This window comes from Leptospiraceae bacterium (assembly GCA_024233835.1).
Taxonomy (GTDB): domain Bacteria; phylum Spirochaetota; class Leptospiria; order Leptospirales; family Leptospiraceae; genus JACKPC01.
The window spans coordinates 332,790-347,799 of record JACKPC010000006.1 but is presented as its reverse complement, the minus strand read 5'-3'; the positions used below and the strand labels follow the sequence as shown (position 1 = coordinate 347,799).

At 38.9% G+C, this 15,010-nt stretch carries 7 protein-coding genes; 6 read left to right on the top strand and 1 reads right to left on the bottom strand.

Going from position 1 to position 15,010, the window contains the following annotated elements; translation table 11 throughout:
• The first annotated feature begins 15 nt into the window (after positions 1-15).
• Both H7A25_23950 and kdsA read left to right on the top strand, forming a co-directional pair.
• A complete protein-coding gene (locus tag H7A25_23950) occupies positions 16-1,638 on the top strand; it encodes a CTP synthase (protein ID MCP5502976.1) in 1,623 nt (540 codons plus the stop codon).
• Positions 1,635-2,480 (top strand): 3-deoxy-8-phosphooctulonate synthase, encoded by an 846-nt coding sequence (gene kdsA, locus H7A25_23945; protein MCP5502975.1) that lies wholly within the window; start codon positions 1,635-1,637, stop codon positions 2,478-2,480. The genes H7A25_23950 and kdsA overlap by 4 nt, the downstream gene beginning before the upstream one ends.
• Before the next feature lie 156 nt (positions 2,481-2,636).
• Here kdsA and H7A25_23940 read toward each other — a convergent pair whose 3' ends face one another.
• Positions 2,637-4,187 (bottom strand): ATP-binding protein, encoded by a 1,551-nt coding sequence (locus tag H7A25_23940; GenBank protein MCP5502974.1) that lies wholly within the window; start codon positions 4,185-4,187, stop codon positions 2,637-2,639.
• A 2,391-nt stretch (positions 4,188-6,578) separates the two neighbouring features.
• Between H7A25_23940 and H7A25_23935 the strand changes: the two genes are divergently transcribed.
• The 4 genes from H7A25_23935 (at position 6,579) to H7A25_23920 (ending at position 14,841) form a co-directional block, all read left to right on the top strand.
• Positions 6,579-7,418 carry a hypothetical protein gene (locus tag H7A25_23935; GenBank protein ID MCP5502973.1) on the top strand — a complete coding sequence of 280 codons (840 nt, stop codon included), beginning with the start codon at positions 6,579-6,581 and terminating at the stop codon, positions 7,416-7,418.
• Positions 7,419-7,601: 183 nt separating this feature from the next.
• Positions 7,602-9,875, top strand: coding sequence for an Ig-like domain-containing protein (locus H7A25_23930; GenBank protein MCP5502972.1), 2,274 nt, complete (start codon positions 7,602-7,604; stop codon positions 9,873-9,875).
• Positions 9,868-11,694, top strand: a complete 1,827-nt coding sequence (locus tag H7A25_23925) for a hypothetical protein (protein ID MCP5502971.1) — start codon at positions 9,868-9,870, stop codon at positions 11,692-11,694. Before H7A25_23930 ends, H7A25_23925 begins: the two co-directional genes overlap by 8 nt.
• 2,304 nt (positions 11,695-13,998) lie before the next feature.
• A complete protein-coding gene (locus tag H7A25_23920) occupies positions 13,999-14,841 on the top strand; it encodes a hypothetical protein (GenBank protein MCP5502970.1) in 843 nt (280 codons plus the stop codon).
• Positions 14,842-15,010 lie beyond the last annotated feature (169 nt).

Here is a 15,010-nt window from a genome sequence, read left to right as displayed (position 1 = left end):
GAAAAAGACTTGAGTATAAAACAGAAATATATCTTTATTACCGGAGGAGTATCCTCCTCTCTTGGAAAAGGCGTAACCGTTGCCGCCCTGGGTTGCTTATTAGAGGGCAGAGGTTATACGGTTGCCCTGCAAAAAATGGATCCTTATATCAACATCGATCCGGGAACGATGAGTCCTTATCAGCATGGGGAAGTCTTTGTAACGGATGATGGAGCTGAAACAGATTTGGATCTCGGTTACTATGAGCGTTTTACCCGGGCCAGCTATTCAAGGAAAAATTCGGTTAGTACTGGCCAAATCTACAATGCAGTTATCAATCGGGAAAGAAGAGGAGATTATCTGGGACGCACGGTTCAGGTAGTTCCCCATATTACGAATGAAATTCGTTCTCGCTTTACCTTGCTCGGAAAAGAGTCCAGGGCAGATATTATTATCGTTGAGATTGGTGGAACCGTTGGAGACATAGAGTCGGTTCCCTTTTTAGAAGCTATTCGCCAGATGCGTTATGAATACGGAAAAGAACAGGTCTGTTTTATACACCTGACTTTAGTTCCGACGATTACAGCTGCCGGGGAAGCCAAAACGAAACCCACACAGCATTCGGTGAAAGAATTGCTGGCCTTAGGGATACAACCGGATGTTCTTGTATGCCGGATTACCAGTGCTCTGACAAAAGAAATGAAAAGTAAGATTTCTCTTTTTTGTAATGTGAGAGAAGAAAATGTAATTTCTGCGGTAGATATAAAAACTTCTATATATGAAATTCCTAAAATGTATCGAGATGAAAAACTTGATGAGGTTGTATTGAAGTCTTTAAATCTTCCTTCGAATAAGTTAAACTTTACTGAATGGGAAAAAATCATCAAAAAGATAAAGGAAGCCAGTAAGAAAGTAAATATAGCGATTGTTGGAAAGTATATCAGTTTACAGGATGCCTACCGTTCTATTTATGAATCTCTTTCCCATGGAGGAATTGAAAATGATGTGGTGGTTGAGTTGACCAAAATTGATCCTGAAAAGGTGGATAAAAACTCGATAAAGGAACAATTGAAAAATTGTCATGGTGTTTTGGTCCCGGGAGGATTTGGAGAAAGAGGGATTGAAGGTAAAATTTTAGCCATTCAGTATGCAAGGACGAAAGGGATTCCATTTTTTGGAATATGTCTCGGTATGCAGTGTGCTGTAGTTGAGTTTGCCAGGAATGTCCTGAACTGGAAAGATGCGAATTCCACCGAGTTTTCTCCAAATACAGAAAAGCCGGTAATTTCCATGATAGAAGAACAAATTGAGATTGAGCAACTGGGGGGAACTATGCGTCTCGGTGCTTATCCCTGTATAATCGAGAAAGATTCTTTAGCATTTACGGAATATAAGAAAGTCGAGATTTCTGAACGACATAGACACAGATTCGAATTTACCCTGCGATATAAGGAAGATTTTATCAAAGCAGGAATGACTTTTCCCGGTTATTCCCCGGATGAGAAGTTAATGGAAATAGTAGAAGTTAAGTCTCATCCCTGGTTTGTAGGTGTACAGTATCATCCGGAATTTCAGTCCAAACCTTTTGAACCGCATCCTCTTTTTGTTGGCTTTATACGGGCCGCCAGTAAATATTTAAATAAGAAGGTAGAAAAATGAAAACAGCATCGGAAAGAGAATTTTTAAATGGAAAGAAAATAGGGGCGAAGGAGGGTTTTTTCCTTATCGCCGGCCCCTGTGTTATGGAATCCCGTGATTTACTCGACAGGGTTGCGGGTGAAATGACGGAAATATGTGCAGAACTTGGAATATTCTATATATTTAAAAGTAGCTTTGATAAGGCAAATCGTTCTTCCGTGAAATCGTACCGGGGTTGTGGACTGAGCGAGGGAATTAAGAATCTTGAATATATCAAGGCAAAATATAAGGTTCCTGTGCTGACTGATGTGCATGAGACGGCTCAGGTGCAGCCTCTTCAGGATGTATTAGATATTTATCAAATTCCGGCTTTTCTATGCAGACAGACGGACCTGATAGTTGAAGCGGCCCGTACGGGGAAGTGGGTGAATGTGAAAAAGGGGCAGTTTTTAGCCCCGGCAGATGCAAGGCATATTGTGACAAAAATTCAGGAATGTGATTCTGAAAAATATTTAATTACAGAAAGAGGAAGTAGCTTTGGTTATGGAAACCTTGTCTTTGACACAAGAACTATGCCTATATTACATAATATGAATATACCAGTTATCTTTGATGCCACTCATTCCGCACAGCTTCCGGGGGCTGCCGGTAATATAACAGGAGGACAGAGAGAGTTTATTCCTGATTTGATGCGTTCGGCTGTAGCCGCAGGAATAGAAGGAATTTTTATGGAAGTACATCCGGAACCAGAAAAAGCTCTATCCGATTCTACTACACAGTATGAGCTTTCTAAAATAAAGGATTTACTAAAAAAGATAAAGGCACTCGATACTTTTGTAAAGGAAACGTTTGTTGTAGGCTAGAAATGTAGTGAGTAATTCTTGAAAAAGAAGTTCCTTTGTTATAATATATTTGCTTTACTTAGACAAAGGTTTCGAATTATATTGTATCACTTTTCCGTTGTTATTTGGTTCATTTTTTATTCCCGGATGATATTCATACAGCCTTTAATAATTGGTTTAAGCCCCCGTTGCTAAAAGCTGTTCCCATTCATAATTCGTAATATTCTTCTGTTCTTTTGAAAACTCCACTCCAACGAGATAAATTTCCCTGTTTTCTGGGCTTAAGTGTTTTTCGTAGTATTTTTTTTTCTTGATTTGTTCCAGTGCAGATCCTTTTTCTGTGAGTTCAATTACCTTGAACTCAAACACATAAACTTTTTTCTCGATGAAGACTGTCATATCTACCTGACCGTTATTATTCGGTTCTTCGGCACGCACGTCCAAACCGAGGGCGGTGAAATAACAGTAAAAGATGGAGGCATAATAGCCTTCGTAGTTTGCCATCGTATTCTTGCGATACCAGTTATGGGGGATAGATGCAAAGAAGGAGTAGAATAAATCTTTTAATCCGGGTAGATCGGGTATAGTTAAAATCTTATGTAATTCAATCAGGTTCTTGTTTGTTTTATTGCCATCAGATAGATAATTCAGGATCACTTCTGTAAAGCTCATTTTTACTTCGAGGTTTGGATAGGTAAGAGAATAAAATGTTTTTGCACCGACAGTAAATTTTTCTTTGATAGTCAAGTATCCCGTTTGAAAGAGAATAGTTTCCAGGCGGATTTGTTCAACATCAAAAGCTCCCAGTTCCTGTTCGGATAGTTCTACATGCTCGATCTGAATGGGGTTGTATTGGTTTTCCTGTATTAACTTGATCAAAAAGGAAGGGCTTCCTGTTTCGAACCAATAGTTTTTAAATTCCCCTTTATCAAAAAAAAGTAATATATCAAAAGGATTATATACCTTATCACCCAAAAAGTTATAGCCGTTGTACCAAAGTTTTAGTTTTTCTCTGTCTACACCTTCGAGACGATCCTCAAACAAAGGAAGTTCACTTTCTGTGTAACCGCAGATCGTCGCATAACGTCTATCCAGGCTTATATCGGTTAGGTTATTGAGACCGCTGAAGAGATTGACCTTGGAGAATTTAGATACCCCTGTTATAAAAGCAAATTTGATATATCTATCAGAGTCTTTAATCACCGAGTAGAAACCTTTCAGGATTTCTCTTATCTCTAAGGCCGTTTCTTTCTTTACGATATTATCCAGGATTGGTTTGTCATATTCATCAATCAGGATAATTACTCTTTCATTATATTTTTCTGTACTATGAATGATTAGTTCTTTGAGACAACTACCCGGTTCAGGTAAGTTACAGGTAACTCCCAATTTTTGTTGATTAAAATGAAGTAATTCTTTAATTTTATTTTCAACATTCAAGGGAGTTTGCATAATCCCACCACCAAAGCTAATCATAATAACCGGATGTTTTTTTGTCCAATCCCAGTTCTTTTCCAGATACAGTCCCTTGAATAGCTTCTCATTCCCTTCAAAGGCTTCTTTTAGCGTATCTAAAAAGGAACTTTTGCCAAAGCGTCGCGGACGGGATAGAAAATAGTACGTTCCATTATCCACAAGTTGTTTGATGAATTGCGTTTTGTCCACATAATATAGATCATCATGAATCATTTTGGAAAATGTCTGTACGCCGAGCGGAAGCTTTTTCATAAAACCAGATTCGCTTTTATAAAAGGTTTTTGTCAAGAGCTTAAAATGGAATAATTAAGAGAAGTATTATGTCTCTAATCGCAATGGAGAGTGACTCATTTCATTCGCTCAGGAGCCGCGACCGAAGGGAGCCGGAGCCAAGCCTATTTTTGTCATATTTTCCGTGGAGAGTGAAATTTTCCTTGATGTTTATTCTGACATATCTGCAAGATGGCAATACCCCCTTATGGGATTTTTGCCATGTTTATGAGAGTAATCATTAAAATTTTACTGAGACTTCCTCTTTTATCAGTCCTTCTTTTTTCTCAGTGTACGAAAGCTCTCTATGATGTTCTGCAAATGTCTCCCGAAGGTCTGAGTCCCGTGCCCATGGCTCTTTTTGTTACGGCTGAGAACCTGATTTCTACAATAACTATCCAGAACCCGGTTTCTGTGATGCAGGAGGGAACGAAAGTTCAGCTTTTACTGAAAATAGAAAACTCTCATTTACCCACCCGAATGTATCTTGAGTCCGAAGACCCGGCACTCGTATGTCAAAAAGAGAATGGAGAGTATTCTCAAAAACTGGAACTATTAGCCGACGCAAAGGAAGAAAGGATTTCTCTTTTCGCAGTAGAGGATGCGAATTCAGTGAACGAGCGTGTTGTTCTGCATTTTCGCACATCCGAAGGTACAGAAAAAGAGCTATCGGTTCAAATTTGGGATAACGATACGGACATTCGTCTCTCATATAATCTACCCGAATCTTTGTTGGAAGGAAGCGGTGGGAATTTTCGTCTGAAACTGAATACCGAACCCAGAGAAGCTGTAAAACTCAAGTTTTCTCTCTCGCACCCGGAGAGCCTTTCTCTTTCCCCGGAAGAAGTCGAATTCACAAAGGAGAACTATAGCACAGAAAAAGAGATCCAAGTTTTTGCAAAAGAAGATTCTAACTCTGTGTCGGAAAATGTATCGATACGGTTTTCTACAGGAGAAGTAAAAACCCTGCAAATTGTGGATAATGACATTTCTGCTGTATTCTCCGTAAGCTCTCTGACTCTGCTCGAAAACAGTACTGCAAGAATCAAAGTTCGGCTGAGTTCCAATCCAGCGAGCACACAAACTCTTAAACTTACGATTCAGAACAATTTGAACCTGAGTGCTTCACCTTCAGAGCTTCAATTTACTGCTGAGAATTGGAATATAGAGCAGGAGATAAGCCTTACTGCCCCGGCAGATTCGGACTATTTGAACCATTCGGTTACCCTTGTGGCGTCTTCTGCTTCCTTAGTCAGTGCAACTTTACCTGTCTTTGTTCAGGATGCAGAAGCCCAGAATATCTTTATTACAGGCGGAGAAAATGTTCTGGAGGGAGAGACGATTCAGTATAAGGTAAAGCTGAATAAGAAGCCGGTTCTTCCGGCAAAAGTGAGCTTTACATCTTCTAATCTGGTAAAAATTTACCCTGAGTCCATCTACTTCACCGCTGAGGATTATAATACAGAAAAAACTCTGACGATTACCGCTATTTCTAACGATGGAAATGAAACCTCCGAAACAGTGCAAATTCAGGCGAGCTATGAGGGCTTTGCCAGTACTACCAAAGACCTTTTGATTATCGATAAGGACACGAAGATAGTATTTAAAGAAATCGGCCTGCCATTCAAAGAGGGAGAAAACAGCTTTTTTCGACTGACGCTTTCCGGTAATCCGGGAATAGCGAGAACCATAGTTCTGTCTGATAATCAGGAAGATTTAGCATTATCTCCTATGAGTATAACCTTTGATAGTACAAACTGGGAGACTGGCATCAGCATCACCACAACACAGGCAGAAGATGATGATTTCTTAGCAGATGCCTACATGATAAGTGTGAGTAATGATTTTCTCCCGGATATAAGTTATGAAGGATATATACAGGATAATGATAGTATGCTGGATGGTTCGATTGCCTACTACCCCTTCAATGGCAATTCTGACGATGAAAGCGGGAATAATAATCATGGTACACCCAACGGAGCAACTTTAACGACAAATCGGTATAATTATAAAGATAGAGCTTATAGTTTTGATGGTGTGAATGATTTTATATTTGTTCCTAGTTCACCTTCTTTATCAACATTATCTAATGGAATTACTATTTCGAGTTGGGTAAATGTTGCAACAGATTCAGAAATTGGTTCAATTATATCAAAGGGGAATAATAACTTATTTCAATACAGACTTTACTTACACTGGGGAGATATATATTTTTTTCAATTTGTAAATTCAACAGGAGAACTTATAAATTATTATATACCTTATGTTTTAAATTTAGATAAATGGAATATGGTTACTGTATCATATGATAATGAATACATTTCTCTATACTTTAATGGGAGTTTAATTTCTCAATCAATAAAAATTGCAAATATAGGATATGTTGAAGCAAATATAGAAATAGGTAGAGATCCTGTTGTTTCTACAGAATATACTAAGGGGAAAATCGACGATATAATAATATTCAATAAAGCCTTAACTGATTCAGAAGTATTAGCTATTTACAACGACACAACGGAAGTCAGAAAAAGCTGTAAGGCAGTATTGGATGACGGTCTATCTGTAGGTGATGGAGTTTACACTATCGACCCCGATGGAGTGGGAGGTGACGCTCCATTCTGGGCTTACTGTGATATGACAACAGATGGTGGTGGCTGGACACTGGCATTAAAGGCTGATGGTACCCAGCCTACATTTAATTATTATGCAAGCTATTGGACAACAGATGATTTATTTCCTACCAATGCTCTGGATATTATACCTTCTTTAACTAAAGAAGAATACAAAAGTCCTGCTTTTAATAATTTAGATTATTCTGAAATAAGGCTAGTTATGGATACATCAGGAGATGTTCGAGAGCTAAAAATATCATTATCTCAGGATTCACTTAAAACTATGTTTCAGGGAGGATATATTCCAACAAATTTTGGCCGTGCTGCATGGAAAGCAATGGTGCCGGATAGTAGTTTGCAGTATAATTGTAATAGAGAGGGGATTAATAATGTTATTCCGGGTTGGTCTTTATTAGATGGTGTGCGAATTGGTATAATTGGTAATCAAGAAAATGATTGTGCTTCTCCAGATAGTGGAATTGGTATTGGTTTATCTGATTATGTAAATGTAGGAAATTTTGCTATCTGGTGGTGTGATAATTGTTATCCGGATAAAGGTGGGCGGAATACTCCTTCTTTCGCTTATATATGGATAAGATAATGCTTCCCTTTGGCTCATCCGGTTACTGAGCAAGCGAAGCGCGTCGAAGTATCGGCTCAGGGGGCGCAGTAATCAGGAGCATCCGGTCGTTCGCCAGGGTGTGGAATACCCACTTCCTGAGAGTGCGCCGGCTGAGCGAGCAACGCGAGCCGAAGCCAAGCCAAGACATAAGGATATTATAATATGAAAGTAGAGTTGAATTCAGGCATACATATATTAAAGAAAGGCTTTATACTCCTTTGTATTTTACTCTATTCCTGTACTCAGGAAGCTCTCGAACAAATAAAAGCTCCTGAGCCTTCGGGTTGGACAGAAGAAGAAGTTGCTTCTTTATTAGCTTTTAAAGTAGGAAGGTTTGAGTATAATACAAATACAGGAAATAATTTTGACAATACTGCTATTGCTATACTAAATCATATCCCCTCTGATAAATCAACAGATGTAAATGTAGCTGAAAAAGTAACTGTGGAATTCAGTGAAGCTCTTGATGCCAACAGTATCAATGAAAATACAGTTATCCTGAGTCAGAATGGAACTCGTATTTCTGCAAATACTTCTGTAGAGGGCAAAATTTTAAGAATAACACCCACTTCGCCTTTGAGCTACGATACAAACTATACTCTACTCCTTACAACAGGTATTAAAGACGAAAAAGGAAACCAAATACAATCCGACTATTCTTTCCAATTTCATACTGCACAAAAAAAAGACAGCATACCTCCTGAGATTACAGCTACAGACCCTGTAAGTGGGCAAACGGGAATTTTATCCGGCCATACCATTCTTGTGACTTTTTCTGAAGAACTATCTGCTGATAGTGTAAGTGCAGATACAATTCAAATCACAACAGATACAGGAAATATTGACAAAAATTATACGGTATCCGGAAATGTATTACAAATAATAGCCAGTCCATATTTACCCACACAGAAAAAGATAAGCCTGAGTATAAAAAAAGAAATCAGCGATCTTGCCGGAAATCCAATGAGTTCTGATTATGAGTTTTTCTTTTATACCGCTGATGACATCCCACCGACCGTAAAAGCCACTAATCCAACAAACAATGCAAGTATGGTCAGTCCGAATAGTAAAATATCTATTCTCTTTTCTGAGGTTCTGGATTATAACACGGTAAATGCAGCAACTGTTCTTTTTCAAAAAGACGGAGTCCCGGTAGAAGCTACTATCGAATTGAAGGATGATACAATCTGGATAAGCCCGCTGTCAAGCTTAGAACTCACTGCAAACTATACGGTTACTCTGACAGGTGGATTGAAAGACCTTTACGGCAATGCTCTTGCAGAAAACTATACATTTAGCTTCCAGAGCTACAGTTTAAATTTACAGGTAGCAGCCGGCTATACGTCTACCTGTGCGATTATTCCTCCGGGTAATTTGAAATGCTGGGGAATGGGTTCCTTTGGTATTTTAGGAAATGGCGATACAGCTAATATCCTTTCTATTTCTGAGGCAGTGCGACTTAATTTTGGTTTTTTTATAACCGTAGAACAGGTATCGGTTGGAATATCTCATGCCTGTGCAGTTCTTTCCAATAAAAAAGTAAAATGCTGGGGAGATGGTGCTTACGGAAAATTAGGTGATCCAAATATATCTGAAATCATTGATATAAACGAGGCTCTCTATTTACCCTTCCCGGAAGATATTGTCCAGATACAAACCGGTTCCTTTTCCACCTGTGCTCTATCCGTGTCCGGGAAGGTCTATTGTTTCGGAATCAATTTCAACGGCCAATTAGGAAATTCTAATAATCTGGATATAACAGATGCCTCTAAAGCTATTCCTATAAGCTTTAATCCTAAGGCTATAAAAATTAGCTCCGGTAACAACCATACCTGTGCACTTTTAGAAGATAAGACCCTCCGATGCTGGGGAGCCAATTATGCCGGCCAGTTGGGTTATGGGGATAGACTGGATAGGAATGATGCGGCGACTTTATCAGCTGTAGATGTGGGTGGAGATGTGGCTGATATTATTGCGGGTTCGACTCATACCTGTGCTATTCTCAGCGATGAAAGTGCAAAATGTTGGGGGGATGGAGTGAACTACCAAAACGGTGACGGCAGCGGAGAAAGGTGGTTACTTTTGCCTAAAAAATTAAATATCACAGAGTCCGTAACAGAAATAGCAGCTGGAAATGCTCATACCTGTTTATTACTGCAAACCGGAAAACTTCGCTGCTTTGGAAAAGGAACTTTGCAGGCAGGTATACCACTGGGTTATGCTCAAGGCATTATTTATCAAACTCCTGAAACAGCACCGGATATAAGTTTTTCAAATAGTGTCATTCATGTGTACGCACGAGGAGAACATACCTGTGCCCTACTAAGTACCGGGGCTTTGAAATGCTGGGGTTGGGCTGCTTACGGTCAATTGGGTTATGGAAATACGGATAATATTTATCAAGCAACAGGTGCGGGGGATCTATATTTTGAATAAAATAATCTTATTATTACTAATATTCTACAATTGTTATGAAGCTACTTTTACTCACCCGGCAGAAGGAGCCGGTGGAATAATAATTGGGTTTGTTCAAACAGAAAAAATAAATATACTGGTATCCGGAAATCCTGAAAGTATGGATGAGGGAAACACGCAGAAAATCGGTATAAAATTTTCCGGACAGGCGGAAAAATACAGAAAAATAAAAGTTTCATCTAATAGTCCTGCACTGTTAGTCAATAACAGTCAGGAAGTGGAACTTGAGTTTTTATCCGGTACGGGTACTACAGAACAGCAGATCGAACTCTATGCAAAGCCGGATGGTAACTCCAGCTCGGAAGAAGTTTTATTAGAGTTCAGTTCTGAAGGAATCAGTTCCTTATCCATAAAAATTCTAATTCATGATAATCAAAAATATAATATTCTTGTAAGTAGTGATTCGAGTAATAGTTTGGTTGAAGAAGCAACTGGAAAGATCGGTTTTTCTTTGGGAATTAAACCGGAAGCGAATGTAGCTTTAAATCTTGCGAATAGTGATGCAAGTTCGGTGACTATGGATAAATCTGTTTTGAGCTTCACCCCGGAAAACTATAGTACAATTCAGTATATCAATATAAGTATCAATGATGATTATAACGAGACAAAAACCTATACGTTTACAGCTACGGTTGAAACAGAGTCTAAAACACATTCTGTGCAATTAACAGACAATGATTTTTCCTATTACCAGGTAAGTAGTTCACAGAGTAATCAGTACTACAGTCCTACAATTCTCCAGGCAGAAGGAAGTTTGTATATTGCTGCGAGAAATTATTCTTTAAATAATACACTAACTATTTATAAATGTGATAGCAATGGAGAAAATTGCATTTTTAAAAATGATTCTACAGGAGCCGGGAATCATTCAGCTTTACTTCCACAAATCGCTTATGATGCTACAAATCAGAAGATTGTCATAATAACATCAAATCGTTCTTCCGGAAGTATTGCTTTATCTTTATTTCACTGTTCTTTGGACTTGAGTAATTGCTCTCATTCGGTTATAGCAAATTCAAGTGACAGAGGGGGAGACCCAAAACTACTACTCAGTGCTGGCAAACTGTATGCTTCCGGAATCGATGGAAGTCGTTCCTATCTCTTTATATGCAATTTAGACGGAAGCGGATGTTCCACGGTGGAAATGTTTGAACAGGCCAATCCCGGTGCCGGATATCTCGCGAGAGGAATGTTTAGAGTCGGTGATAAAATCCACATCTTTTTTACAGGTGGATATTATACTGCAAATTTAGAGCCTATTTTTTATGTCCCGGTTGTAAAAATTTTTAATACTCTGGATAACAGCTATGAGACAAAGTATTTAAGTAACATACCGAGAACTGGCTTTGGACCTTCGGCTATTTATCGGAACAGTAATAATAAAATATTAGCTGTTAGTAATAATCGTAGTATCGACGGGAGACTCTGGCTTTATTCCTGTGATCCATCTATCTATGCCTGCGATACTTTTGATCTTAGTGCGAATAATCCTTTTGCGAGTTACTATCCTGAAATACTATTTAGTGAAGAAAAAAATTTGTTGTATGTTCTGGCGTATAATTCGGCTGACCTGAATCATTTATATATGAATCAATGTAGCCTGAGTGTTGATAATTGTAAATCAGTCAATATTTCAAAAGGCAAGACGGTTTATGCAGATCAGACTGAATACCATATAAAATCAATTATTGATAGCAGTAAGCGTCGTTTATTAACCGTTTTCACCGAAAAAGATACCGGAAAACTGGGCCTTGTCAGATTTGGCCTCGGAGGGTTTTAGATGCTTCGGCTCATCCGGTTGCTGTCCTTCGACTCATTTCATTCGCTCAGGAGCCGTAAACGAAGTGCATCGAAGCACGCTCAGGATCCGCGACCGAAGGGAGCCGAAGCCAAACCTATTTTTGCCATGTTTGTGAGAGTAATCATTAAAATTTTACTGAGACTTCCTCTTTTATCAGTCCTTCTTTTTTCTCAGTGTACGAAAGCTTTCTATGATGTTCTGCAAATGTCTCCTGAAGGTCTGAGTCCCGTGCCCATGGCTCTTTTTGTTACGGCTGAGAACCTGATTTCTACAATAACTATCCAGAACCCGGTTTCCGAGATGCAGGAGGGAACGAAAGTTCAGCTTTTACTGAAAATAGAAAACTCTCATTTACCCACCCGAATGTATCTTGAGTCCGAAGACCCGGCACTCGTATTTCAAAAAGAGAATGGGGAGTATTCTCAAAAACTGGAACTATTAGCCGACGCAAAGGAAGAAAGAATTTCTCTCTTCGCAGTAGAGGATGCGAATTCAGTGAACGAGCGTGTTGTTCTGCATTTTCGCACATCCGAAGGCACAGAAAAAGAGATGTCGGTTCAAATTTGGGATAACGATACGGACATTCGTCTCTCATATAATCTACCCGAAACTTTGCAGGAAGGGAGTAGTTGTAAATTCCGTCTGAAACTGAATACCGAACCCGGAGAAGCTGTAAAACTCAAGTTTTCTCTCTCGCACCCGGAGAGCCTTTCTCTTTCCCCGGAAGAAGTCGAATTCACAAAGGAGAACTATAGCACAGAAAAAGAGATCCAAGTTTTTGCAAAAGAAGATTCTAACTCTGTGTCGGAAAATGTATCGATACGGTTTTCTTCAGGAGAAGTAGAAACCCTGCAAATTGTGGATAATGACATTTCTGCTGTATTCTCCGTAAGCTCTTTAACTATGTCCGAAAATAGTACTGCAAAACTAAAAGTCCGCCTGAGTTCCAATCCTGCGAGTACGCAAACTCTTAAACTAACGATTCAGAACAATTTGAACCTCGGTGTTTCACCGGCTGAAATCCAATTTACTTCTGAGAATTGGAATATAGAGCAGGAGATAAGCCTTACTGCCCCGGCAGATTCAGACTATCTGAACCATTCGGCTACCCTTGTGGCGTCTTCTGCTTCTTTGGTCAGTGCAACTTTACCTGTCTTTGTTCAGGATGCAGACTCCCAGAATATCCTTATTACAGGCGGAGAAAATGTACTGGAAGGAGAGACGATTCAGTATAAGGTAAAGCTGAATAAGAAGCCGGTTCTTCCGGCAAAAGTGAGCTTTACATCTTCTAATCTGGTAAAAATTTACCCTGAGTCCATCTATTTCACAGCTGAAGATTATAATACAGAAAAAACTCTGACGATTACCGCTATTTCTAACGATGGAAATGAAACCTCCGAAACAGTGCAAATTCAGGCGAATTATGAGGGCTTTGCCACTGCAAGCAAAGACCTATTGATAATAGATAAGGACACGAAGATAGTATTTAAAGAAGTCGGCCTGCCCTTCAAAGAGGGAGAAAATAGCTTTTTTCGGCTTACTCTCTCCGGTAATCCGGGAATAGCGAGAACCATAACTTTATCTGATAATCAGGAAGATTTAGCCCTGTCTCCTGTGAGTATAACCTTTGATAGCACAAACTGGGAGACTGGTATCAGCATCACTACCACACAGGCAGAAGATGATGATTTCTTAGCAGATGCCTACATGATAAGTGTGAGTAATGATTTTCTCCCGGATATAAGTTATGAAGGATATATACAGGATAATGATAGTATGCTGGATGGCTCGATTGCCTACTACCCCTTCAATGGCAATTCTGACGATGAAAGCGGGAATAATAATCATGGAATACCCAACGGAGCAACTCTGACAACAAACCGGTATAATTATAAAGACAGGGCTTATAGTTTTGATGGTGTGGATGATTATATATTTGTAAATAGTACGTTTTCAGAGTTAAATGAGAATTTAACTCTATCATTTTATTTTAATCCCAAACCTTCTCAGTTAATGTTTGCTGGAATAATAGATAAGAGCCATGCTCAGATAGTTAATTCGAATTATGCTTATAACTGGGTCATTCAAAAAAATATTGATAATGATGAAGAATATTATTTTGGTTATGGTAATATTCACTCATATACCAATATCCCTGCATCACAAGCGATACCGGTAAAGCTCAATTTGTGGAATCATATTATGATTGTCAAAAATGGTTTTATTGTTAAAATTTACGTTGATGGTGTATTACTATCGGAAACATTAAATGCAATCAGTGAAATTGCCTATTCTGAACTACCACTATATATTGGAACAGTTAATGGTTTAAATCGTTATTTTAATGGGAAAATCGACGATATAATAATATTCAATAAAGCTTTAACTGATTCAGAAGTGTTAGCTATTTACAACGATACATCAGAAGTCAGAAAAAACTGTAAAGCAATACTTGATGATGGTTTGGCTCACGGTGATGATGTATACATGATCGACCCCGATGGAGTGGGAGGTGACGCTCCATTCTGGGCTTATTGTGATATGACAACAGATGGTGGTGGCTGGACTCTGGCATTGAAGGCAGATGGAAACAACGATACATTCAAATATGATGCTGTCTACTGGGAGAACAATGATTTATTTCCTGCAAATGCACTGGATATAACCCCTTCTTTAACTAAAGAAGAATACAAAAGCCCTGCTTTTAATACATTAGATTATTCTGAAATACGGTTAGTTATGGATACATCAGGAGATGTTCGAGAGCTAAAGATACCATTATCTCAGGACTCACTTAAAACTATGTTTCAGGGAGGATATATTCCAACAAATTTTGGCCGTGCTACTTGGAAGGCGATGGTGCCGGATAGTAGTTTACAGTATAATTGCAATAGGGAGGGGATTAATAATGTTATTATATCATCCTTTGCATATGCGTATAGTGTTCGATTAGGATTTATAACAAATCAAGAAAACGATTGTGGTTCCCCTGATGGAGTAATTGGTGTTGGTATTTTACCTGGATTATGGAATACAGTATATACTGGAAATTTTTCTTCTGGAATTTTTCCTTCCGATAATGGAGTAAAAGTTTTATATTCTTTCGCTTATGTATGGATAAGATAATGCTTCCCTTCGAACTCATCCGGTTACTGTCCTTCGACTCATTTCATTCGCTCAGGAGCCGTAAACGAAGTGCATCGAAGTATCGGCCTTAGGAGGCGCGTCGGCTGTCCTTCGGCTCATTTCATTCGCTCAGGATCCGCGACCGAAGGGAGCCGAAGCCAAGCCAAGC

What these genes read in the sequence shown, in the direction of transcription:
- H7A25_23930 (MCP5502972.1), top strand. Translation starts at nt 7,602, where the DNA reads ATGAAAGTAGAGTTGAATTCAGGCATACATATATTAAAGAAAGGCTTT.
- kdsA (MCP5502975.1), top strand. Translation starts at nt 1,635, where the DNA reads ATGAAAACAGCATCGGAAAGAGAATTTTTAAATGGAAAGAAAATAGGG.
- H7A25_23940 (MCP5502974.1), bottom strand. Translation starts at nt 4,187, where the DNA reads ATGAAAAAGCTTCCGCTCGGCGTACAGACATTTTCCAAAATGATTCAT.